The organism is Micromonospora sp. HM5-17 (assembly GCF_003762835.1).
GTDB lineage: Bacteria > Actinomycetota > Actinomycetes > Mycobacteriales > Micromonosporaceae > Plantactinospora.
Genome location: NZ_RJWA01000002.1, coordinates 671,782 through 696,266, shown reverse-complemented (window position 1 = coordinate 696,266; position 24,485 = coordinate 671,782). Strand labels below are relative to the sequence as shown.

Annotated in this window: 2 protein-coding genes; both read right to left on the bottom strand. The window is 73.0% G+C overall.

What is annotated here, in order from left to right:
* Positions 1-54: 54 nt before the first annotated feature.
* A complete protein-coding gene (locus EF879_RS08160; RefSeq protein WP_148086383.1) occupies positions 55-297 on the bottom strand; it encodes a hypothetical protein in 243 nt (80 codons plus the stop codon).
* Positions 297-24,482, bottom strand: a complete 24,186-nt coding sequence (locus tag EF879_RS08155) for a DUF6531 domain-containing protein (protein ID WP_123556360.1) — start codon at positions 24,480-24,482, stop codon at positions 297-299. The genes EF879_RS08160 and EF879_RS08155 overlap by 1 nt, the downstream gene beginning before the upstream one ends.
* Positions 24,483-24,485 lie beyond the last annotated feature (3 nt).

Below are 24,485 nucleotides of genomic sequence, written 5' to 3'. Positions count from 1 at the left end.
TCTGCACGGCAAGGGTACGCACGCTGGCCCGACTCCGACGATCGCACCCATCGCTCAACCAGGAGAAGCGCCCTCCGACACCTGCCCGGACGGCACGTACTCCGTCGCCCTCTCGCCATCTCTCCAATAGATCCAGACCCGCCCGCACACCGGGCAGTGCAGCACGAGTCTCGCCATGCCGAGAAGCTGGACGGCGCCGAGATCCACGTCGAACTCACGGGAGGACAGGAGAAACAGGCTGGCCTCGGGATCGTCGTCCCTCAGAATCGTCCCACACGCGCACGCCATCTTCGCCATCACTGCCCGCCTATAAATATCAGTTCGCCGATGAACTCGCTCTTGTTCCAGCTCCTGATCATCCCATTGACCCGCGCCAGCGCGTTGGCGAAATCAGCGGTCGAGAGACCCGTGCGACTCAGGTCGACGATCACACCTCCGCCGTGCACCTGCGAATACTTCTTGGCGATACGTCCGATGATGTTCGTGACGGAGCCGGTCGTCGGCGAATAGACATCCCACCGAACACCGTCGACCAGCAGGTCGCTCGTCATTCCTCCGGGCCTCGTGCCGACGGGGTCGCGAAGAATGACGTGACCTCCACGCGCCGCCATGTACCGCGCAGCCGCGATCTCCGAGGAACTCGGTCGGGTCGCGGTCAACCGGAGGATTCCCGGGTTGGGGCCGGCGATCAGCTGGCCGCCGCTGGAGGAGCCGCCGCAGCCGGCCGGAGCGAGGCCGAGCGGATCGATCTGGACGGTCGGGTTGGGGACGTAGGCGTGCGGGTCGGGACCGGGAAGGAGGCCGAGCGGGTCGGGGCTCTGGTAGCGGCCGGTGTCCGGGTCGTAGTAGCGGTGGTAGTTGTACGACGTCCCGGTTTCCGGGTCGTGGATTTGGCCCGGGAAGCGGAGGGGACAATCGACCCCGGTGCCGGTGACGTGGGTCGGAACGCCCCAGATGGTGGTCCGCTGCCGCCAGGCGACCTCACCGTCGGGGGTGACGAGTTCGGTGGGCATGCCGACCAGGTCCGTGACGACAGCGTAGAAGCGGCGGTCCACCTCGGCCGGGTCGTCCGGGTCGACCAGCCCGTCGGTCTGGCTGACCGGGGTGAACGAGCCGGGGGCGTACTCCCAGGTGCTGATCCGGTCGCCGGCCGACCCCCGGTGCACCTGTTCGACCAGCAGCGCACCGTCCCAGTGGTAGTCGACCTGCTCGGCCACCCCGCCGTCGCCGTCCAGCCGCTGTTTGCCGACCCGCCGGCCCAGTGCGTCGTACCGGTAGCGCCAGCGGGTGCCGTCCGGGGTGGTCACCCCCACCAGCCGGTCCTCGCTGTCCCAGGTGTACCGCCAGGTCAGCGGCTTGGCCGAGTGCCGGGTACGCTGCCGCAGCGTCACCCGGCCGGCGTCGTCGTACTCGTAGCGGACGCTGCCGGCCCGGCGGATCAGTGTGCCGCGGTACCGCCGCTCGCCCCGCGCGTCGGCGCTCGTCGCCGCCTCCGGCCAGTCCGCGTGGACGAGGTTGCCGACCTCGTCGTACGCGTACCGTTCCGTCCAGCCGGCGGCGCGCACCGCGGTCACCCGCCCGACCCGATCCAGCTCCAGCTCACGACCGCCGGTGAGCCGGTCGGTGACGGCGAGCAGATGCCCGTCGGTCCGGTACCGGTACGCCTGCTCGGCGATCGTCCGCGGGGTGTCCGGCGGCGTGCCCGGCGCCCCACCGGGGTTCGCGACGACGACCTGGGACAACAGCCGATGGTCCGGGTCCCAGGTACGGTCGAACACCAGGGCGCCGACACTGCGCCGGACCTCCCGACCTCCCGCGTCGTGGCCGAACCGGATCGTCTCCCCACCCGTGTGCAGCGCCACCGCTCGGTGCGCGGCGTCGTATTCCCACACACTCTCCGCTCCGGACGGCGTGCGCCGCCTGATCCGCCGGCCGATCCGGTCGTACGTCGAGGTGACCGACACCCCGTCCCGGATCTCGGCGAGCACCCGGCCGAGCGGGTCTCGCTCCCACCGGAGCTCGACCTCCGGTGTCGACGCGTACGTCAACCGTCCCACCGGGTCGTACCCGAACCAGGTGACCCCCTCCGGCGCACGCTTCTCCACCACGTTGCCGAGGACGTCGCGGACCAGGTCGACGCGCTGGCCGACACCGTTGGTCTGGGCCACCACCTGCCCGGCGGCGTCGCGCAGGTAGGTCCTGGTCCGGCCGTCGAAGTCGGTCTCGGCGACCAGCCGCCCGGCCGGGTCGTATGCGTAGCGCCAGGTCAGCCCCTGCGGGTTGGTGACCGTGGTCAGCCGCAGCTCGGTGTCGTACCCGAACGTCAGCCGGCGCCCGTCCGGGTCGGTCCGGGCAACCGGGAGGTCGAACGCACCGATCTCGAACTCGGTCCTCGCCCCGGTCGGGTCGGTGTGGCTGACCAGGTTGCCCTCGGCGTCGTAGCGCCACTGTTCGACCGCCCCGCCCGGTGACCGCCGCCAGGCGAGCCGGCCCTCGGGGGTGTAGCCGAGCCGGGTCACCCCACCGACCGGGTCGGTGATCTCGACGACCCGGCCCGCCGGATCCCGCCGGTAGGTGGTGGCGGCGCCGTTGGCGTCGACCACCCGCCGGACCAACCCGGCCGGATCGGAGTCGATCCGCAGGACGCCGCCGAGCGGATCGACGACCTCGACCAGGCGTCCGGAGCCGTCGTGGCGGTACCGCGTGGTGGCCCCGGTGGGGTCGGTGACGCTGATCGGGTTTCCGCGCTCGTCGTAGTCGCGTCGCCAGACCGCACCGTCGAAGTCGACCACCTCCACCGGCTGGTGCAGCGCGTTGTAGGTGGCGGTGGCCCGCGATCCGTCCGGCCGGACCACCTCGACGAGGTTGCCGGCCTCGTCGTAGCCGTACCGGGTGGTTCGGCCGAGCGGGTCGGTCTCCGACAGCTTCCGGTCGTACCGGTCCCAGGTGTAACGGGTCTCGTGACCGAGCGGGTCGGTGACCGACTCGACCTGCAGCAGCTCGTTGAAGCGGTAGCGGGTGACGTGACCGAGTGAGTCGACCACGGTGGTGGTGCGGGTCTCGTGGTCGTAGTCGAGCCGGCCCGCCAGGAAGTCGCCGGTGCCACCGGTCGCGACGCAGCGCCCGTCGGGCCCGTACGTGTAGTGGTACTCGGTGTGGTTCCGGTCCACCCAGCGAACGATCCGCCCGTCCGCGTCGTACTCGTACCGCAGGGGCAGGCCGGTGGAGTTGATGACTTCGACCAGGTCACCGGCGTCGTCGTAGCGGAACCGGACCAGCCGGGACCCGTCCGGCTCGTCCGGCACGTCGGCGAGGGACAGCCCGACGATCCGGTCCCCGTCGACCTCCACCAGGACCCGGTAACCGCCGGAGTGGGTGACCGCAAGCAGCGTGCCGTACCGGTCGTGGTGCAGGTCGATCCGGTGGCCGTTGCGATCGGTCATCGCCACCAGGGGCAGCGGAGCGACCGGGTCGTCCGTCACCGGGGCGAAGTGCCAGCTCACGCCCTGCGACGGATCGGTCACCGTGTACCTACCGTCCGCCTGACGGCGTAGCGGCCAGCGCGGGCCCTCGACGGGCAGCCGTGCCGGTCCGCCCTCGTCGCCCGCCGGGTACACCAGGATCATCCCGTCCGCGGTGGCGAAGTACGCCCCCGTGTCGTCGATCTCCAGACGCTGGTCCAGCGTGGAGGCCCACGAGCGGCCGAACCAGCCGCCGAGCCGGTACGACGACAGGTGGGTTCGGGAGAGCAGCAGCGGCAGGACGCCGGGCAACTCCACGTCGGTCTGGGTCAGCACCATGTCGCCCGTGGCGACGTCGATCGGGTCGAACCGGACCAGCCGCTTGATCGCCTCGATGCCGTTGGCGCGAGGGTTGGCCAGCCCCCAGCGGGCCACCGAGGCCATCTTGCGTCCCCGCGCCGCCACCGTCTGCCACCCGCGCCGAGCCGCCGCGGACGCGCGGTCCGCGCCGCGCCGCGCCGCCGCCGACGTCTCGCCCCACCCACGCCGGGCCGCCGCCGACGTCTCGTCCCACCCCCGCCGGAGCGCCGCCGCTGCCCTGTCGGCTCCCCGTCGGGCCGCCGTCGACGCCGCACCGGCCGCCCGACGGACGAACGAGGGACGCGCCGGGCCAGACGGCGGAAGCTTGGCCTCAGCCGCGAGATCCGCACCCTCGGCGGCCAGCTTCCGGGCGTGTTCGGACATCTCCCTGCCCGTGTACGGCAGCCCGCGAGCCTTGTCCTGGCCCGTGACGATCTCGCCCTCGGCACTGCGCAGCGCGGCCCACCGGCGGTACAGCCCCTCACCGACCCCGTAGACGGCCTCCTTACCCGCCTCGAGCGCGGCAGTCACCGCGATCAGCAGGTCGCTGTCCAGTCCACGCACCGTCTCGGGCAGGATGAGCTTGCCGGCGACCAGGATCGCCCCAACACGCAGCACCGCCGCCGGTCCGTGCTTCATCACGGCCACCGAGAGGAAGTGGCTGTCGGACGGGTCGGCGGAGCGGTCGCCGGCCACCGCACCTGATCCGCGCCGGAACCAGCGCCGCCGTTTCGAACCGCCGGCCTGGTTCGCCGGCGGCGTCGCCGAACGCGACGGCGCATTCGGGTCGCCGAGCAGCGCAAGGACCTGGTCCACCTCGTCGAGAGCCGCCTCGACGTGCCGCAGCGTGCGCAGCGCCGCGAGTGAGGTCTCGTCGTCGATCTCGTCGCGGCGGTGGAACACCCAGCCCTGGCCGAGGCCGAGCCCGGCCAACGCCGACGCGATCCCGGTCACGACGACGAAACCCAGGTTGCCCGGGGCGAGTATGGCCGTCATGCCGATGGTGGCCGCCGCGCTGACCGCGGTGGGGACCACCGACCGCAGCCAGTAGTGTCTGGCCGGGGCCATGCCGGGCGGCAGCGGGGTACTCGGCGTGCCGGCGGCAGGGGCCGCCGCCTGCCGTCGGGTGACCCGGCGGGCCAGCGCCGTCACCGCCCGTCCCGCGGCCTTGGCCGGACGCCCGAGGACGTCGCTGGCGAGGGTGCCCCTCCACAACATCCGACGGAGCCTGCGCCGCGTGCGGAGCGTCTCCCGATGCTTCGCGGCGTCCGCGAGCAGCTCCTGCCGGGCCCGTTCGAGATCGGCTCTGGCCTGCCGCCAGTTGTCGATCTCGCTCGGCGTGCCCGGCACCAGCGTCCCGGCCTCCGCCTGCCGGGTGAGTCGTTGTCGCGTCTCGGCGGCGACGTGATGCAGCTCCGCCAGTGTGGCGTCCCGCTTGCCGTCGGGCCGCTGGCGCACCTCGTGCTTGCGGTCCTCCCGCGCCTGCTTCTCCGGCCGCTCGGCCAGGTGGTCACTCGCCCCGGAGGCGCCCCCCGCGAGCAGCGGCTGCGCCAGGCCTGTCGCCGCCCGCGGACCATACTCGCCGAGCATGATGAACGCCTGGATGAGGGCTCCCAGCACCGCCGGCAGGGTCCGCTTGCGGTAGAAGGGCCACCAGTACGGTTTCGGCACGACGGGCGCATCCGAGGACGCCGGATCGCCGCCCTGCGGGCTGTTGGCGGGCGACGTGCCGGCAGGCGAGATACCGGCAGGCGACGCGCCGGCGGCCGGCCTCGGGCGTACCCGTCCCTGCAGCCGGTCCAGGTGCGCCTTCGCCGCCTTCGCCGAGTCCTCCACGCGACGCAGCGAGTAATCCTGATGAGGTTGCGCGATCGCGTTCCCCACCGTGCTGGAGGCCGTCTGGGCGAGCATCAGGGTCAGCGACCGTCCGGCCATGGTGCCCGAGGTCAGGGTGGCGACGATCGACGCGAGCGCACCGAGAATCCGCCCCGGGAAGTACACGCTCATCGGAGGCGACCCGGTGTCGGGCAGGTACGGCGCGACGGTCTCGGCCAGCTCACGACGGGCGGCCCGCCCGATCATCAGGCCGAGGGCGTGCTCCCGGGCCCGGTCGACCCGCCGGGTCGCCATCCGCCCGGCAAGCTGTTCGCCGGCGGAGATGACGAGGTTGCGCCGCTCCGACCACGACTCCGGCGGACCCACCCGCAGGGTGTCCACCAGCGCGACGACCTTCGCCCGGATCGCCTGCCGGGCCAGCCGGTCGGAGACCCCGTGCCGGTCCGCCAGATACCGCAGCTGGGCCGCGACCGCCTCGACGGCCCGGTTGTCGGGATCGGTCTCACCGCGCGCCTGGTGCACCAGGTCGGCCAACGCCGCGGTGGCCTCCAACCCCACCGCGTCCAGGCTCGCATCCGGTCGCAGCCGCAGCGACCATCCCTGCTGCGGGTCGCCGGTCAACGCCACGAAGCTGGGGCTGTCGGTGGGCAGGTCCACCCGCACCGCGACGTCGTACGTGCTGAACCGGTCGTCGTCCAGCATCACCCGCAGCGTCTTCCCGCCGTCGCGGAGCTCCGCGCCGCGCAGGCCCGCGTACCGGGCCGCCTCGGAGGCGACGTCCGAGAGCGCGTCCCGCGCCATCCCGGCGTCGGGATCCGCCCGCTCCCACCGGTGCAGCAGGGCAGCGACCGGTGGTTCCTGCGGCACGGCCCGGCGCGACCGGCTGATCGCCTGCCAGCGTCTGGCGAAGTCCTCCTGCCCTTCCAACACCCCCATCGACCGCAGCTGCTCAACCAGCCGGGCGTGCTCGACCTGGCGTCTCTTGCGCTGGCGGTTCTCGGTACCCGGGTCGAGCGACCGGCGCCGCGACAACGCGTCGTACGCCCGGGCCTGCGCGACGGCGGCCGTCCACTGTGCTGCCGCCGGACCTCCGAGCTGGTGGGCCTCCTCCGGCACCGGCACATCCTCGGCCAGGCGGTCGAGCCGGCGGCGGGCCCTGCGACGCGACCGCGGCTCGCCGGTTGTCGCCTCGGCGATGGCCCCGGCGACCCTCGGCGCGATGGCGCGGATGTCGTCACCCAGCGCCAGCGGCACCCGCACCAGGACCGAACCGTCCCGCCGCCGGATCGTCTCGACCAGGGTCTCGGGCGGCATGAAGTCGAACGCGAGCCGCAACCGCAGCGGAGCGCGACCACGACCACGCGACACCTCGAAGGTGCCGTCCTCGGCGACCCGAACCTGCTGTCCCGCGTACTCGGCCAGGTACGCCGCGACTCCGTGTCGCAGTGCCTGCCTCGACCAGTTCGGTTCGTGTAGGGCGGCCCAGTAGCGGCGAGCGGTCGGACCGAGGTTGCGCGTCCGCAGCTGCCGGTCGACGAGTTTCCACCGCCGTTGCGCGGAGCGGCCGTCGCGGGACGGGTCCAGCCCGAGGTGTTGGCGGATCGCCTCGATGTCCCGCACGAGCCTCGTCCATTCGTCCGGCTCGACCGCCACGGCGAGTTGCTGCACCTTCGTCTCCAGGTCAGCTATCCCGCCGATGTCGTGTGGGCTGAGCCGGTCCCGGCGCAGCCACCGCGCCGGCAGGTCACCGGGGGTGAGGAGGTTCTCCTGCTCGTGCTCGGGCCCGGCGTGCCACCTCCGCCGCCGCATCGCGGTGACGAGTTCCGCCGCCTCGTGGGCGAGCGTGGCGACGAGGTCGTCGGTGCTCGGGTGGTCCGGCGCGATCGCGATCCGGAACTCGGGCTTGCCGCTCTTCTGGTCGATGACGATCCGGCTCGCGGCCCGCAGCCGGGCACCCGACTCGTCGGTGAGACCTGTCTCGCTGATCCGGACCTGGGCGTCGACCGGCCGTCCCCGACGGGGATGCACCCGGATGTGCAGCACACCGCGCGTCCGCTCGGGTAGCGGCTCGATGCCCCGGACGAACGAGTCTCCGCGGGGTACCTGGCCGTCCGATCCCCCCAGTTCCCACCTGGTCTCCAGGTGCCGGCGCAGCGCGTCGAGCGTCTCCCGACGATGTTTCCGCCTGGCCCGTTTGGCGGCGGGCGTCGCCATCCGGTCCGCCACCTGTGTGCCGGGGACGACGGTGGCAGCGTGGTCCGCGACACCGGTCAGCCGCCCGCCCACCAGGATGGCGGCACGGTCCGCGAGGCGCGGTCCGGAGAGGCCGCTGTTCGCCAGCGCCAGCATCTCCGGGGTGAGGTCCACGGCGCGGGTCCGGTCACCGGCGGCGATCTCGACCACCCTGTCGCCATTCCACCAGGCGCGCATCGGAAGCCGCGAAAGGGCCTCGTCGATCGCCGCCCGGACCATGGCTTCCTCTCTCGTCGAGAGGTGGGACCGCCAGGTGGCGTCGGACGCGCGAACACGATCGACCACCTGTCGCAGCTCGCCGGAAAGATCGAGCATGGCGAGCCGGTCGTCCGCGTGCCGCGCCGCCGGGGCCATCGGATCGGGCACGCCGACACCGATCGCGTCCAGCAGCAGACCGAGTTCGCGTTCCAGGTCGGTCCGGCCGGCGGCCACCTCACGGGCCAGCAGCACGACCTCCGCGCGGTGACCGAGGTCGTGTGGACTCAGCTCGGTCCCGGGTGGGTCGCTGTCCGGGGTCAGGCTGTCCCTTGTGGATCCGCGCCTGAACCAGGTCTGGATGCGGTTCACCGGGCCGCGCGCGTGCAGCGCGTACGCCTCGCTCTGCTCGTGCAGGATGATGCGCCGGAGCTGGTCGGGGTCGGTGATCTCGTCCGACACCACGACCCGGACGTCGGGCGGCCCACCGGCCGGTTCACGGTCAGCGGAGGTGATCTCCTCCCGGTACGCCCGGATCCCCGGCGGGGTCCGGCCGACCTCGAACCTGAGCCGCGGAAGCCCCGACACGGGTGGCACCAGCAGCTTGTCGACAAACGTCCCCTCCAGGCCGGGGATCGACCGCATCGCCTGCGCGAGCGCCGAAGCCGCGACGTCGGGAGCCGGTCCGAACGGGTGCGCCGGGGCTCCGGGCACTTCCCGCGCGGTGTGCGACGTGTCCGGCAGCGTGCTCGGACCCGTGTCGGGTGAGGTCGGCGCCGAATCCAGCTCGCCGAACGTCCAGGTCCGGCCGTACCCGCCGGTCGTGAGCCGGCGCTTGACGTCGTCGACGTCCGAGGTGAGGAGCCGGAGGTGCGCCTGTCCGACGGTGCCGATCTGGGGCAGCCGTACCTGCCGGACCACCCGTTCGCCCGTGCTGCCGCGGCGTACGACGGTGATCGTCACCTCGTAGGCGACGTCGACGACGACGTGCGACAGCTCGCCCTTCCAGTGCAGGTTCGTCTCGTCGCGGTCTCCCCGGGTCGTCGAGGAGGTGGTGCTCGCCTGCTCACCGCCGGACAGCTGCACCCTGGTTTCCACGCCGCCGTCCTCGGCACTGGGCAGCCTCATGGCACCGGACCTGCTGACCGGCGACGGCCAGGTATGGGTGTCGGACAACGTGGAGGTCTGCTGACCGCGCTCGATACGGCCGAGCTCGCCCTCGCCGATCGGCTCGGATCGCAGGTTGGACGCCCGGGCCCGGACGTTCACCACCGCCATCAGGGTTCCCCGTCGGTGAACACGCCGGCCACGGACGAACCGCCGTTCCAGGATCGGTACCGTCAGGACGTCGTATCCGCTGTCATCGAACATCTGCAGCAGATTCGCGCTGGTGGTCAGCGAGTTGAGGGCCGCCTCGAGCTGCGACTGGTAACGCGTCATGCCCCGCGGGCCAAGGAGATCCGGGCGGGCAAGCCGGCGTCGAATGTCCTCGATCAGTGTGCCGTGCTGCACGAGGTCCACCCCGAACCTCGACGGCAGCGACACGGTGCGCACGTCACGCGGCCGGAACGGCCCCGTGGGCTCCGACCGTGTCGGCGGTACCATCTGCTGCACCGGCACCATCTGAAGAAACGCGACACCGAGCCGCAGGGTCGACTCGACCGGACGGCCGCTGACCAGACCGACCAGATCGACCACGTCATTCAGCACCTCGGGCTCGGAGCGCATGACCGCCTCGGGTGTGCGCTCGATCTCCGAGACGGAGACGGTACTGACCAGCACGCCCGTTCGCCGGACCAGGACGACGCCCTCCTCGCCGCCACTGCTGCGCAGCAGGAGCGTGTCCTGTCTGGTCGCCGATCCATCGGTGTCGCGGCCGGTTTTCGTACTGACGGCGGTGCTGGGCAGTGGTGGCGAATTGTCGGAGTCCTCCACAGGCATGCCGATGCCGGACACGTCCTCGGCGGACCGTTCGCCGGAGTGGCCCTCGCCGCTGGTCGAGCGGGCGCCGGACTCGCCCCGACTCGACTCCTCGCGGCTGTAGTGATGGTCGATCAGTTCCACGGTCGGCTCGCGGCCGACCGTCCGCCCCTCGTCGAGGTCGGTGATCCTGATCCTGACGGTGAGCACGGCCGTCCGGTAGCGCCCGACGGCGATCCGGGTGCTGATCTTCCACTCGTTGCCGTCGACGATCAGGTCGAAGAGGCTCTCCCAGCGTCTTCCGGACAGTTCGGCGGCGAGCCGCTCACCCAGACCGGGCATCTGCGACAGCGCGCCCGGCGCCACGGTCTCGATCTGCCGCAGCACCTGATCGAAGAGCTCGATGTGTTCCGGCGGCCCGCCGGACGACAGCGCCGGCGGCTGGGACGGCGGTCGCCGGGCCACCTGTGCGGGTGGGGACACCGGAGCGGGTGAGGACCCCGGGACGGGCCGGGAACCCGAGGCGGACGGTGGCGGCGGCGCGGGCGGGCCGGTTCCGACCGTCGCCCCCGCCGCGGGATCACCGGACGCGCTCGGCGTGGGCGACGGGGCCGCGGCCACGCCTGCCGCCGGGAAGCGGGTACCGACCTCGACGACGTGGTTGCGGCCCTGGTTGAGGGGAAAGAGCACCACGTCGTCGATGCCGGTGGCGCCGATCTGCTGGCGGTACCGGTTCGGCAGGCGCAGACTGGCGTCCTCGGGCGGCACGGGTGGCAGGGTGGGACCGTGCTCGAGCAGGTAGTCGATCCGGTCCACCGCGTCGGTGACGTCCTCCGGGAGGTCCACGTCCGGGAATGCCTCCATGAGGCGTTCCGCGAGCCGCGTCGCCAACCCGTCCGTGGTGTCGAAGCGCTCGTCGGCCAGGTCGCCCGGCCGTGGGCCACCGTGCTGACGCAGCTCCGCGCGGTACCGTCGTAGCACCCCGAGCGCGACGTGCCGGTCCAGGTGCAGGTACCCGCTGGCGTACCGCTCGATGGCATCAGCCACCTGGTCCATCGGCACCGGCAATTCTCCGTCGACCCACAGCGCCAGCGCCCTCGGCTCCGACCAGACGCGCACCACGGTCAGCCCGTCGACCCGCTCCGCTGCCACATCCGGGTCGCCGGTGATCCGGGCCCTGAACGGAATCCGGTAGACGTAATGGTTGACGACATTGACGGAGATCCGTTCGTGGCCTCGGCCGCTGATCGTCGTCTGCGAAACGCCGGCGACGCGGTCGGTGGCGACGTCGCCGCCGCCCACGTAGGGAGTGATCCGGCCTCCCCAACCGCGGCCCCGGTCGCGGCTCTGGGATACGCCGTCACTGACCAACGCGAGCATGACGTGCCCGATGTAGGCCTCCGGCCAGGAGCCCACGAACTCCGCGGGCTCGGTGTCGAACTCGACGGACACACCGGACGGCCCTGGCGCGGGCAGGAGCCCCGGATCCACCAGGGTGTCGGTTTCGTACGGGATACCCAGGAGCGGCCCGTCGTTGACCGCCATGGTCCCCACGTCGACCATCGCGCGCACCTTCTGCGCGCCACCGCGGGACGTGCCGCCGCGCAGGAGCACCCTGCGCGCCGCGCCGAGCAGTCCACGCCCGTCGATGGCCACCGTCTTTCCGAGCCGCTGCGCGCGCGGCGAGGGCGGCCGGTCCGGCGGCGGCGGATCGGGCAGCCGCCGCTGCGCGGTCTCCGGAAGCAGATCGGCCGGCAGTAGTACCGTGGCCGATCCCTGGCTCGTGGCGATCGGTGCCGAGCGGTTCGCTCCCGTCCCGGTCTGCGCGCCGTCGTCGACGAGCAACCATGCCCTCAGCTCGTGTCTGACGGTGAACACCGCCGTCGGCCCGGTCCCCTCGATGAGGGTCATCTGGTTGATCTGCAGCCTGTCGGTGACGCTGACGCTGTCGGTCACGTCCCCGGACAGGTCGACGTTGGCACCCGGCACCTGTGGGGTGGGCCCCTCCAGGCTCGCGTTGCCACCGACGGCCGTCACGCCGACACCCTCGTCGACCCCGACCGTTCGGGTGGTGATGCTCGACGAAAGGCTGCGGCGGACGACACCCTCGCCGGACGTGGTCCCCTCGAAGCACCAGTCGTCCTGTCTGAGCTGGACCACGATCGTGACGACCTTCGGTGGAAGGCTGGTACGGCGCAGGGTGAGGTCGACGCTGACCCCGTCCTGCGACGCCTGGTTGTACTGCGCCTCCAGCCACTCGGCCGAGATCGCGTTCACCGCCTGCAGGTTGTCGAGGTCGTCGACGATCTGCTGCGTGGACGGCCACTTCCCGTCGGGATACACCGGAAAGCCGTCCTGATCCACCTCCGGCAGAACCCCCTTCCGGGTCAGTGCCGCCTGCACCTGGGCGCGCAACCCGTCCGGGCCGTCGACGCCGGTCAGGTTCCCGGCGATACCGGGCCCCGAGCCCGGCACCTGGCCAGGTCCGTCACCCAGGAACACCGGCGGCTGGCCAGCCCGCCCCGGCGGCGGTTCGGACACCGGGTCATCACGCAACCGCACCCTGCCGTTGGGATCCCGCTGGAGAGCCTCCGCAGCCACCGGCAGGCCGTACCGGTAGGCGTCCGACTCGGTCATCCGGAACAGCGCCTCGCCCGGCACCGGGGTGAGGTGGATGGGTGTCGGCCCATCCTGGTCGAAGCGGTGCACGACGATCTCGTGCCGCAGCGGGATGTGGTATCCCTGGGTGTATCCGGTGGCACGCCGGTCGCTCACGTCGGTGTTGCTGAATTCCGCCGAGAACCCGTCGCTCCAGCCCCGACTTCCGTCGAACCTCGGCACGAAGCGCACCCTGGCGAGAAACTCACCGATCCCGGCGGCGATGTTCTCCAGCTGGGTGCCCTCGAACAACCTCTGGATCACCAGGGTCAGCTCCGCAGCACGGCCGCCGCCGGCCGTCGAGCCACCCGCGGTGTTGGCGAACGCGGTTCGCAACCTCTCCAGGTAGTACTTGAGAATCGGCCGGCCCACCATCCGGGCCTTCGTGTGGTCCGGAACGGTGCGGATCATGACCCGCGCCACCGGCTTGCCGTCGTCGGTGAGCACGGTGCTGATCCCGTGCGGATGGTTGGCCGCCTGCGCCAGCCGGGCCGGATACTCCTCGAACAGGAACACCGACAACTGCCGGGCCGGCGTGTCGCCCACCTTGCGGTTGTCGATGTCGAGCGTCGCCAGAATCGCGTTGTAGGCACGGGGTAGTCCGGTGAGCCCGGTCACCGAGTGCTCGGGGAACCGCTCGTCGCGCTCCCCCGGGTCGATCCGGACCACGTCGCTCGGAGGCGGTTCGGTGTACGGGTGTGGCACCCACATCCGCGCGGACAGGGGATCGTCGGGGGCGCCCCGGGTCAGTTTGACCCAGTCGCTCCACCCGTCCCCCCGTCCCGATTCCTGGGCCCGGCGCAGCGACTCGGCGGTGCGGACGCGGACTTCCCAGTAACCAGCGATGTCGACCAGTACCCCACCGAGCCGGTTGTCGCTGACCTGGCCGGGCAGGGCGTAACGGTCCCCCTTACCGAACGTCGAGAACCGTCGGGAGAAGCCGGCACCGATTCGAAGCTTGACCCTGTCACCCAGCAACTCCCGCACCGCGTCCCACACCGGAGCCCGCCCCGCCGGTATGAGGCTGGGGCTCAGCGTGAACGACGACTTCAGACCCAACTCTCGATTGAGGCCGGCACGGAGGCCGCGACTGCCCGGAGGATGCTGCGGCAACTGCGCCAGAATCATCCTGTTCGAGTTCGCCGGAGGTTGGGGAACCTCGACGGGCAGACCGGTCGGAACGAATCTGATGTGCACCTCGGCGTCCGAGCCGAGCTGGAACACCGTGCCGTCGTCACTCGCCACGTAACGCCAGCGAGTCAGGAGATCACGTTCCCAGCGCTCCGGAGCGAGCTCCGCCGCGACGGCGGTCGGCACCGGGCCCGACCGGCTCTCCGCCACCATGTCGTGGATCTTCTTCGCCAGCGCCCGACGGAACGGTAGGTCGCCGTCGGAAGCGGTGGCGTGCAACGCGACCCGCGGCATCGCCTGCATGAGGCGCGCCCGGTACGTGCCGTACTCACCGCGCGCCGCGTTCACCCGCTGCAGGAAGTCACCGACCGCCGCGGACCGCTGCGACGCGTCCGCGATGTCGAGCTGCGGCAGGTGGGCCACGAGCTCCGCGAACCGGTCACTCGCCGCCTTCGCCGCCGTGGCAGCTGCTTCGTAGGCCTTGGCCCGCCGCTCGTTTCGGGCGGCATCGTCCCTGGCGATCTGCAGCTGCGCACCCGCCGCCCACCTACGGCGCCACGCCAGGCCGTCGTAGCGGCTCCAGTCCCCACGGCGCAGCTCCGCATCCGACTTGTCCCTGGCCTCCTCGCGCAGATCCTGTCCACGCTTTTCTTCGGCCTTTCTCACCTGCTCGTCCGCGTCCCGTTGGGCCTTGCGGATCTCCTCGGCGCGGACACGCAACGCCTGCTCGGCCCTGGCTAGCTGGTCAGCCAGCGACCGAACAGCCTCATCGAACATCTCGACCAGGGCGGTGTGTTCGGGAAGGGCGCCGCTGGACAGCGCCTGCCGTGCCGCGGCGACCTGCCACCCCAACCTCTCGATCAGGCTGTCGAGGGTCCCAGACCGCAGCACCGCCACCTGTGGGTCGTCCTCCGGCGTTTCCGTCCGGGCGACCAGATCCACCGCCGACGTGGTCAGGCTGCTCTGCCGCGGAACGGTCGGCCAGTGCTCGGCGAGAATCTCCCGGGACACCTGCTCGATCGCCTCACGCAGCGCGGCCGCCTGGCGCTCCTGCGGCGCTGACGAGTCCGCGTGCAACCGGCCGAGCGCGACCAGGGCACCTTCCAGCGGTGTCCGGTCACCCGACCGCCACGCCACCGCGGCGCCGAGCCGGGCCGCGGCCTCGGCCCGGAGCCAGGAGAGGTCCTGGCCCTCCGCCATCCGCGACAGCAGCAGATCCCGCAGCCCGGTGTGGAAGGCCCCAGGTAGCTCCACCCTCTGGCCGTCGCTGCGGGTCAACCTGATCGGCGCGCCCGGTGACAGGTCCGTCGAAGGGGTCTGGACCTTCAGCTCGCCGAGCAGCGGCAGCGACTCGACGATCACCCGGTCGACCAGTCGAGGAGCGAGTTCCCGACGGAGATCGTCCGGCAGCGGTTCGTTGCGCAGCCCATCCAGATCGGCCATCGACAGGCCGTCGAGCAGGGTCCGTAGCATCCGGTCGTACTCGCCACGCCGGCTCGGCAACACCCGCTGCCGCAGACGGGCGAGAATCTGGACCGTCTGCAGGTCGCTGACCCCCGACCCCGGGTCGCTCTGGCGGACGACCTGACGGACGACCTCCACGGTGGCCCGCACCCGCAGTCGCTCGCCGATGTCAGCGGAGCCAACAAGCCTGTCGATCATCTCGCCGGCGACCGGTATGTCGATCGCCTTCCCGTCGCGGGTCCGCAACTCGCCCGGCCTCGGGGGCCATCCGCCGGTCTGCGGACCAGACCGCGTCAGCAGACCGACGTCGACGAGGTCGGCGACCGCCTGCCGGATTGCCTCGCGCACCTCCTGCTGCCGCGCCGAGGCACGCCACGGCGCCTCTGCTGCGGCGAGGCGCCGCAGCAGGGTCTCCGTCTCGTCCGGGTCGAGCGCCGGGCCGCCCCCCGCCGTCGTCGGATCGACCACCTCCCGGACGAGCCGGCTCAAGACTGCGTCGCGGACGGCGTCGGTTGTCGCCATGGTTGCGCCGGTGCCCGCCGGAACGGGCCGACCGACCCCGAGCCGGTCGAGCAGCCGGCCGATCCGCCGGTCGTACTCGGCGCGGCGGTCCTTCGCCGACCGGGCCCGGTCGACCAGCGCGGTACGCAGTTCCGCGACATCCTCCGGCCGGAACGCCACCCGCGAGGCCGCCCACGCCGCGGCGGCCTGCGCGGGATCTCCGCCCCGCCGCCGGTCGCCAGAGATCTCCCAGAGAGTTTCCCCGACCAGCTGGGCCACGGCGCGCCGGACGGCCGACGGCCGATCCTGGACCGGGATCGTCGGCGAGACGACGATCTCCACCTCGGTCACGCCGTCCGGGGTCTGCCGGCCCATCCTCCGGGTCGCCGTCCCGGCGTCCGCGAGCGGCTCGGAGACGACTCGGAACGCGACTGCCGGGGCGCGGCTGCCCTCGCCCGGCTCGGCCACCAGTGTTTCCAGGTCGGAGCGGAACGTCAGGGTGTACCCGGCGGGCGCCCGGGGGGTCCCATCAGCCGGCGTCGTCTCCAGGCCCTGGAGCGCTGCCAGAGCGTCGGCCCGGGTACCGGCCGGGTCGGCCGGAGCACCATGGTCGGGCAGACCGGTCACCGACCGCGGCGGCACGACCAGCTCCGGACGCGGTCCGGATGGGGCCGGGGTACCCGACCCGGACGGACCGGTCCGGGGCGGGGTGAGGCCCGATCCCGGGTCCCGGCGCCGGGACGTCCACCGTCGGCCTGTGGACCGTTCTATCAGGCCGGTGAGCCAGGCTGTGACGTCGTCATCCAGGTTGGAGGCCGTCCTCGGCAGGTTCGCCGGGTCCGGGAACGTCCCCGCACCGAGCAGGGAGATCCGGACGGGACGCCGCGCCCGGACGCGTGCCCGCCAGCGCCGGTCCGGGATCAGCCGCAGGACCGCGTCCGAGCCGAGCGACACCCGGTAACCAGGGACGTTGATGGTGGGCAGCACCCGTACGACCGACTCCAGGACCCGCCGCTCCACCGGGGACAACCCGCCCAGTGTCTCGGCGATCTCGTCCACGCCGGCCACCTCGCCGCCCGGGACGTCCGGATCCTGACCGGTCGGCGAGAGCTGTCCCGCCCCCGCTGCCGGTACGACGGCGGTGGAGCTCGCCGCCGGGACCGCGCCCCGCCCGTCAGGTCCGACACCACGGGCGCGACGACGCTCGACGGCCGCGACCCACTGGCGCAGGTGTGGGGAGAGGAGCCCAAGGCCAGCCTGGTTCGGCGCCGGACCGTACTCTGTGGCGAGTAACCCGAACCGCTCGGCGCGAGCCTCGAACTCGGCGTCCAGTTCGTCGAGCAGCCGGCCGAAGTTCTCCAGCACCTCGTTCGGTTCGGCGCGGTCCACCGCTGCCGCCCAGCGGGCCGCGACCCGCTCCCGCAGCACCGCGAACCCGTGCAACTCGCCGACGTCCGGCAGCGCGGCCCGCTCGGCTTCGCTCAACCGGCTGCCCCGGTCGGCGGAGCGGGCGACGCCGAGCTGCCGCCCGACTGCCGGCAGTGCCCGGTCGACGGCCAGCTCGACCCCGGTGGCCGGCTGCCGGTCCAGCGCGGGCAGTGCCGCGAGGTCGAGAGTCGGCACGGGAACCGTCACGGACCTGTTCCCCGACCCATCCGGTGCCAGCTCGGGCAGGGTGACCGCGACCTGCCCATCGGGCTGCAACGCGGCGGCCCGGACCAGCCCGGCCGTCACCGAGGAGGCCGTGAACGCGGTGAGCGCGGCCTCGGCGGCGGCGATCTCACGCAGCCGGTCGGGGTCCGGATCCGGTCGTCGCCTCCCGTCCTGGTCCGGGCTGAGGCGGTCGACCAGGTAACGCTCGTACGCGGAAAGCGGCGGCTCGGCCGGGTCGGACCAGACGGTCGGCGGGCGGCCCTCGACCAGATCCCGCATCCGCTCCTCGAGCGGTGCCCGCAGCGACGCGGCCAGTCGGCTGCTGAGCGCCACCTGGTGAAGCCGGGCCAGAGCCTTGAACCGCGGTACCGGGCGGACGTCACCGGCCCGCGGGGGGTAGAGCTGGTCCACCACCGCCTCGGCGACCAGAGCCGGCAGGTGCTCACCGCGACGCCCGGCCTGGTTCCGGTCGACCGCCGGCAGACGGACGTCGACCTGCTCGCCGTCCGGGGTCAGCACCGCGAGCGTCTGCCCGTCGACCCACCACGCCGTTCGGATCAATCCGGCGTCGCGCAGCGCGGGAACCACCAGGCTGTCGGCGAGCCGACGCGCCGCCTCGGCCGAGGCGGCGGCCAGCGGAGCGACCGGCAGGTCCGCTCGGGGCGGGGTGGGACCCGCCGACGACGAGGGCCAGCTCGCCTCCGCGGCGAGCCGCCGCAGGTGGGCCCGGACCTCGTCGCCGCCGAGCACTCCCGCCAACCCGGCCTCGAACGCCCGGCGACCGTCCAGCCCGGCACGCTCGGCCAGCGCGAACTCCCGGCGCAGATCCGTGTGGAGAAACGCCGGATCCTCACTGTTGACGCTCACCAGGACACCGGCCCTGACGAGCTGGCGAACCCGCTCGACCGGGTTCGACACCGCACCGGTCCGCTCGTTGGAGGTGATGGCGACGTCGAGCACCACACCCCGGCGGGCCAGCTCCGCCATCAACTCCGGGTCCTCGGTGGCCCGGATACCGTGTCGGATTCGTACCGGGTCCAACTCCAGGGCGGCCCAGACCCCCTCCGGGCCGTCCGTCTCGCCCGCGTGCGGGACCACACCCAGGCCGCCGGCACGGGCGATCCGGAACGCCTCCGCGTACGGCGCGAGCGAGTCTCTGGAGACTTCTCCGCCCAGCCCGAACCCGACCACTCCCCGGTCGCGGTACGCCACGGCCCACCGGGCCACCTCCTCGGCCACAGCCGGCTCGGTGCTGGTGGAGATCTCCGGGGTGAGGCGGACGACGATGCCGAACCGCTCCGCCGCCTCGGCGATAGCGCTGGTGTAGCCGTCGAACACGGCACGCCAGTCGACACCGTCGAAGATCGCGCCAGCCGGGGCGAAGATCACCTCCATGTACACGACGCCCTGCTCGGCCGCGGTCCGGGCGTACTCCAGCATCACCTGGCGGAAGTCCGACTCCGTCTGCAGCACCGGCCGGATCAGGCGCCAGGCAACCAGGAAGTCGTCGAAGTTCCGGTAGCGATAGCGCTCGGCCAGCTGCGCCGCGGTGTCGACACCCAGGTCGATGCCGTTGCGGCGCGCGATCTCCAGCAGTGTGCCGGGCGGCACCGTTCCCTCGAGGTGCTCGTGCAGGACGATCCTCGGACTCGTCCGTTGCAGCTCGAACCTCGGTTCTGGCGCGACCGGCAGGGGCGCGGCCGGGGCGGCCAGGGCCGGCACCCGCCCGGTTCCGACTTGGTACACCGCCGGCCCGTACGGCCGCAGCTCCCGCTGCAGCCGCTCCCGTTGGCCGAGGTCACGAGCGGAGCGCAGGGCGTCGGCGAGGTCCCTGCGCCCGGGCGCCGCGCGCCACACGGCCTGGGCCAGCTGCCGGTACCGTCGGCGCCTGGCAAGCGCCCCGGTCCGCTCCAGCAGGTCGGCGATCCGGCGCCTGCTGCGCGCCTCGGCGGCCGTGAGTTCGTCCAGCCGGGCTGACAGTTCCGGAATCGCGGAGGGGTCCGGGCGCCTGTCCGGCCCGAAGAGGTCGGCGTAGGTGGGAATCAGGCCCGGGTCGACGCCCTTCGGGACCGTGGGTTCCCGCCCGGCGGCCCAGTCGAGCAGCATCGCCACGGTGCCGCGCTCCCGGACCAGCGAGCTGTGCGCCTGCAGTTCCCAACGGAGTTCGGCGAGGTCGGCGGCCCGGTTCTCCTCGGCCGGGGACGGTCGTGCCCGCCGACGGCGACGCAGGCGCCGCTCCCGTTCGACCGCCCGCGCCACCCCGGCCACGACCGCCGCCCCGACCACCCGGGTCAGATCGGGCTGCCGCACACCCAGCGGGGCGATCCGGTCGATGTCGAGCTCCAGCTCGGTGATCAGCGGCGATCCCGGTCGACCGTCCGCCACCCGCACCACGAATCCGTCCGGTGACCCGGTCGGGTCCAACGGAGGCCGCAGGGTGAGCCGGATCCGCGTGGCCTGGCCGCCCGGCGGACTGGCCACCAGCAGGTCGCCGTCGAGGGTCAGCCAGTCACTCCGGTCCACCGCGCGAAGCGCCGCCTGGTGCACCGCGTCGACGCGCGCCGCGACCCCCGACTGGACGACCTCTTCGGTGCTCCGGGGCTGGGCCGCCCCCGGCCTGGGGCCCGGACGCTGCGACCGGGTGTCCGGGCCGCCCCGGCGCGAATCGCGGTGCAGGTCCTCGATGGCGCGCACCTGGTCCACGAAGGCGCGCCGCCGCTGTTCCAGTCTGGTCCGCTCGGTGCGGACCACGGCGTCCAGCCAGTCGGCCCTGGCCTCCAGCCGGTCCGCCCGCCTCGTCAGCGCCCGACGCCCCTGCGTCCGCCGGCCGGCCCGGTCGCGGATCTGCTCGGCCTGGTACCGGAGACTGTCAGCCTCGACCGCCAGATCCAGCAGAACGCCGCGCCGGTCGAGCAGGCCCTGGTACGTCTGCCGGGCCGACTCCCACGCCCGGCGCAGCGCCTGGTGCTCCGCGAGCCGGGCCGCCCGCTGACCGGTGGTGTCCTGCGCCGGATCCTGCCGCCGCAGCCGCCGCTCGGCCTCCGCGTGCGCCGCGATCACGGCGTCGAGCCCGTGTTCGAACTCGGCCCGGGCCGTCGCCGCAGCCTGCCTCGCGGTCGGCAGCACGTAATCGTCGAGTTCGCCGAGACGCGCCAGAAGTGCGGCGCGCTCGCCCGGATCTCCGGTCTCGTTCAGCGCCCGAACCGCCCGGGCCCGCTCGACCTCGTACGCGTCCAGTCGCTCGCGCCGCTCACGGTACGACTCGTACGCCATCCGAAGGGCGCTCGCGGAGATGACGTCGGTCCCTGCCGGCTCGCCCTCGGGACCGGGGCGGGTGCCGGACCGGTCCGGGCCGGGGGAAGGGCCGGCCACGCCGGGCGCGGAGTGCCCGCCGGACGGGGCCGGGGTCGGGGACGGTCCCCGGGGGACCACCTGGGCCGCGTCGGCGGCGCGGTATCCGGTCGCCACCGTCTCCTCGGCCAGCGCGACCGACCTGCGCCGTGCCAACACCGGGTCCGGCCCCGGCCCGAACCGGTCCGTCACCAGCCCTCGAAGCCGGTCGTCCCGCAGGTCCTCGGCCAGGGCCCACGCCTGCTGTGGGGTCAGCCGCTCCAGCCGTTCCTGGAACCGTCGGCGGACCTCCCGCCTTGCCGGCTCGAACCGCTGGTCCCCGGGCAGACCCGTACGATGGCGCTCGGCGAGCGCATACGCGGCGAGGGCGTCCGCACTGGCGAACCGGGGTTGGTCACCATTGTGGCCACCAAGCGCGGTTCCGATCTCGGTGAAGAGCAGCCGGCTCAGCTCGTCGAGGGCCAGGGTGGACAGTGCCGTGCCGTACAGCCCGCTGTGCGACAGCCGGAGCAACAGCGGCCGGACATTCACCTGCCGGGGCGCCGCGCCGCCGACCTGCACCTGGATGCGCTCGCCACCGGCCCAGGTGACGTTGACGGTCACCGGCCTGCGTCTGCGGTGTGGGCCGGTAGCGCCGACCAGGGCCAGCTCGGTGAACGCCTCGGTCAGCGCGGTGCGGGTCCGCGTCTGCTCGTGCGGCAGCAGGTCGGTGCGCCAGGCGGCGTCATGGGGAAGCAGCGGGTCGACGATCGCGCGTTCGTCCGGGCTCAGGTTCAGCAGGTTCAGCCGCGCCGGCGCGTGCGCGGCCTCCGGGTCGTCCCGGGTCGGCGTACCGACACCGAGGCTGTCCAGGAGCAGGCCGAGCTGCCGTTGGACCTCACGGACGGCAAGGTCCCGGTTGGCGGCCCGGTGCTCGACCAGCTCCCGCACCAGATACCGCACCTCGGCCCGGTGGCCCTCGTCGTGCGGCGTCAGTCTGGTGGCGGCCGGGTCGGCGCCGCGGGCGAGGGCGTCGGGCTGGCCGGCGCCTCGTGTCCGGCCGCGGATCAGCCGGCGGGTCCGCGCCACGAAACCGCCGGCACGCAGGGCCCCGTGCTCGGCGAGTTCGTGCTCGACGATCCGGCTGAGCCACACGTCGCGCTGGGACCAGCCCGGATCGAGCCGCGCCCCGGGCGGCAACCGGTTGGAGATGACAACCCGGATGACCAGGCTTCCGTCCGCCAGGCGTTCCGGCGTGCTGCTGCGCTGCGCCCGGATCCCCTCCGGCGTCGAGGCCACGGTGAAGAGCAGGTCCGGACCACCGGCCGGCGCCGGAACCCGCGCGGTCCTGGCCGCCGGGTCGAACTGCACCGGGCCGCTGAGGCCCGTGTTCACCCGTTGCTGCAACACCGCCCAGAGGCGCTCGAAGATGCCAACCGGATCCGCCTCGCCCACCCCGGCCGGCGCGCCCGGCTGCTCGACCGCGGTCCGCGAGGTGTCGGTGGGTCCCGTGCCGGTGCCGACCAGATCGGGAGCCCGCACCGGGTCCCCGTGCACCTCTCGTGGCGGCCTCGGCCCGTCCGGCTCGCTTCCCGGCGGCGTGCGCCGCCCGGCGGGCCGGTGCGCCGGTTCGCGCCGGGCCGCGGCCGCCGAGGCATCGGAGTCGAGTGGCGGGCGTAGCGGTGACCCGTCGTCCTGCGGTGTGGCGTCCGGCGCCGGAGTCTCCGACCGGGGTCGCTGCGGGCGGCCATCACGCGGTCCGCCGGTCCTGCCGGCGACCGGCCGCGCCTCTCGACCAGGCGCGGACGACGGATCCGGCGCCGGGTTCGGCGTACCACCGCGGATGGCCGTGCCCGGTGTGCCGGCCGCGGTGGAGGGAGCGGAGGTGCCACCCGACGCGGTGGGGGTGGGCGTTCCGGTCGAGGGGGACGGGGTGGGCGTCGTGCCCGTCACCGCGGCCGCGTTCGACGGGGCGGACGCAGCGGTCGGGTTCGACGGAGCCGGCGGGGTGGCGACCGCACCGGTGCCCGCCGCCGAGGCAACCGTGGCCGGGATCTGCGACCCCGGCGGTACGGCCGGCTGCCCCGTACCGCCGACAGGCGCGCCGGCTCCGACACCGGTTGCCACCGTCCCGGGCTGGCCGGCCGGACCCGCCGCCGGGGCGACCTGGCCGACACCGGAGTCCGCGGTGGGCGAGGTGACCCCGAAGACGCCGGGGGCGGCCGCATCGGCGAGATGGGGTGCATCGGCGCCGGTCACCGGGGCGGTGACGGTGCCGCCGGCGGTGTCCGTGCCGGCAGACGCGCCCGGTATCTCCGTACGGCCCTCCGGCGGCCGCGACTGGCCGTGCTCCGCGCCGCCCGACGGATCCGCGGTCCGGACGTCTGGACGGTCGCCGGTCTGGCCGCTGGTGTCGGGGCCGCCCAGAATGGGGCTTTCGGGCGCGCTCGATCCGATCGGCGTGCCGCCCCCCTGGCGCGTCTGCTCCCCCGGCCTGGGCGACCCGGCGTTTCCGTCCTGGTTTCCGGCACCGCCGGACGACGCACCGCCGGCCGACCCACCGGAGCCCGTCGAACCGCCGATACCACCACCCACCGTGCCGCCGGAACCCACCGGAGCACCAGCACCAACCGACCCACCAGAGCCCACCGAACCGCCGGCACCACCACCCGTCGGCGTCGTCGTGGTGGTCGTGGTCGGTGCCGACGGGTGCGTCGCCGATGGGGTTCCCGTCTGGTCGGGCGCGGGGGCCACCGGAGGCGTGCCCAGGTTCGACAGTCCGAGCGCGTCGCCGATTCGCTGGTAGCTCTGGTGAGCCTGGTCGCCGATCCGTTCCCGAATACCGCCTGCGACGACCTCGCCCAGCCCGGGGACGAAGTCGCTCAGGTTGACCGGTTGGTCGTACACCAGGCTGTTGACCGTCGCATTGCCGACGCTGTTGGCGAACGAGTCGTGCACGCCCTCGAGGAGGATGTCGCCCGCACCCTTCACCACCGGGTTCTGGCCGAGGGCGGCCTTGCCGAGTCCGAGCGCCGGTGCGGTGAGCTGACCCGCGACGCCTCCTGCCGCGCCACCCAGGGCGCTGTCCCGCAGCAGCGTCGGGTCGAAGCCGTCGCGGGTCCCCTCGATGATCTGGGCGGCCTGGGCAAGGATCGAGGTGAGCACCTCCTGCAGCGCCTCCTCGAACCCCTCCCGCACCAGCTTCGACACGAAGATGCGCGACAGGATCTCCATCAGTTGCCTGGCAGCCTGCGCGACCGCGGAACGGGCGATGGTGATCGGCGCGGCGCCGAGCAGCGCGGCGAACCCCCCGGTGAAGAAAGTCGCGACGAGGATCGCCGCCAGCTCGAAGCAGCACCACAGCACCGACAGGACGATGCTGTACTTCTCGTACTCGATGGCGAGCGCGGCCTGGTCGGCCTGCTCGGCGAGGCCGTCGGCACCCTTGGACAGCTCCTGAACGGCGCCGAGGATGTAGTGGGCCTTCAGCCGGAACGCCTCGGCGTCCGGACCGTGCCACAGCGCGGCCAGGTCATTCAGGGACGCTGAGGTGTCCTGGCCGTACGCTTCCAGGTCAGCCTTGAGGGCGCGCCACTCGGCTGCCTTGGCCCTAACCTGGTCCTCGTCGGTCAGCGGCCATGCCGATCCCCCGGCGATGGGCGCGACGACGTACGTCCAGACCCACTCCCACCAGCCCAGGTCTGGCTTCTCAACACCCATCTA

Coding starts and splice junctions, on each gene's coding strand:
- EF879_RS08160 (WP_148086383.1), bottom strand. CDS start 297: ATGGCGAAGATGGCGTGCGCGTGTGGGACGATTCTGAGGGACGACGAT.
- EF879_RS08155 (WP_123556360.1), bottom strand. CDS start 24,482: ATGGGTGTTGAGAAGCCAGACCTGGGCTGGTGGGAGTGGGTCTGGACG.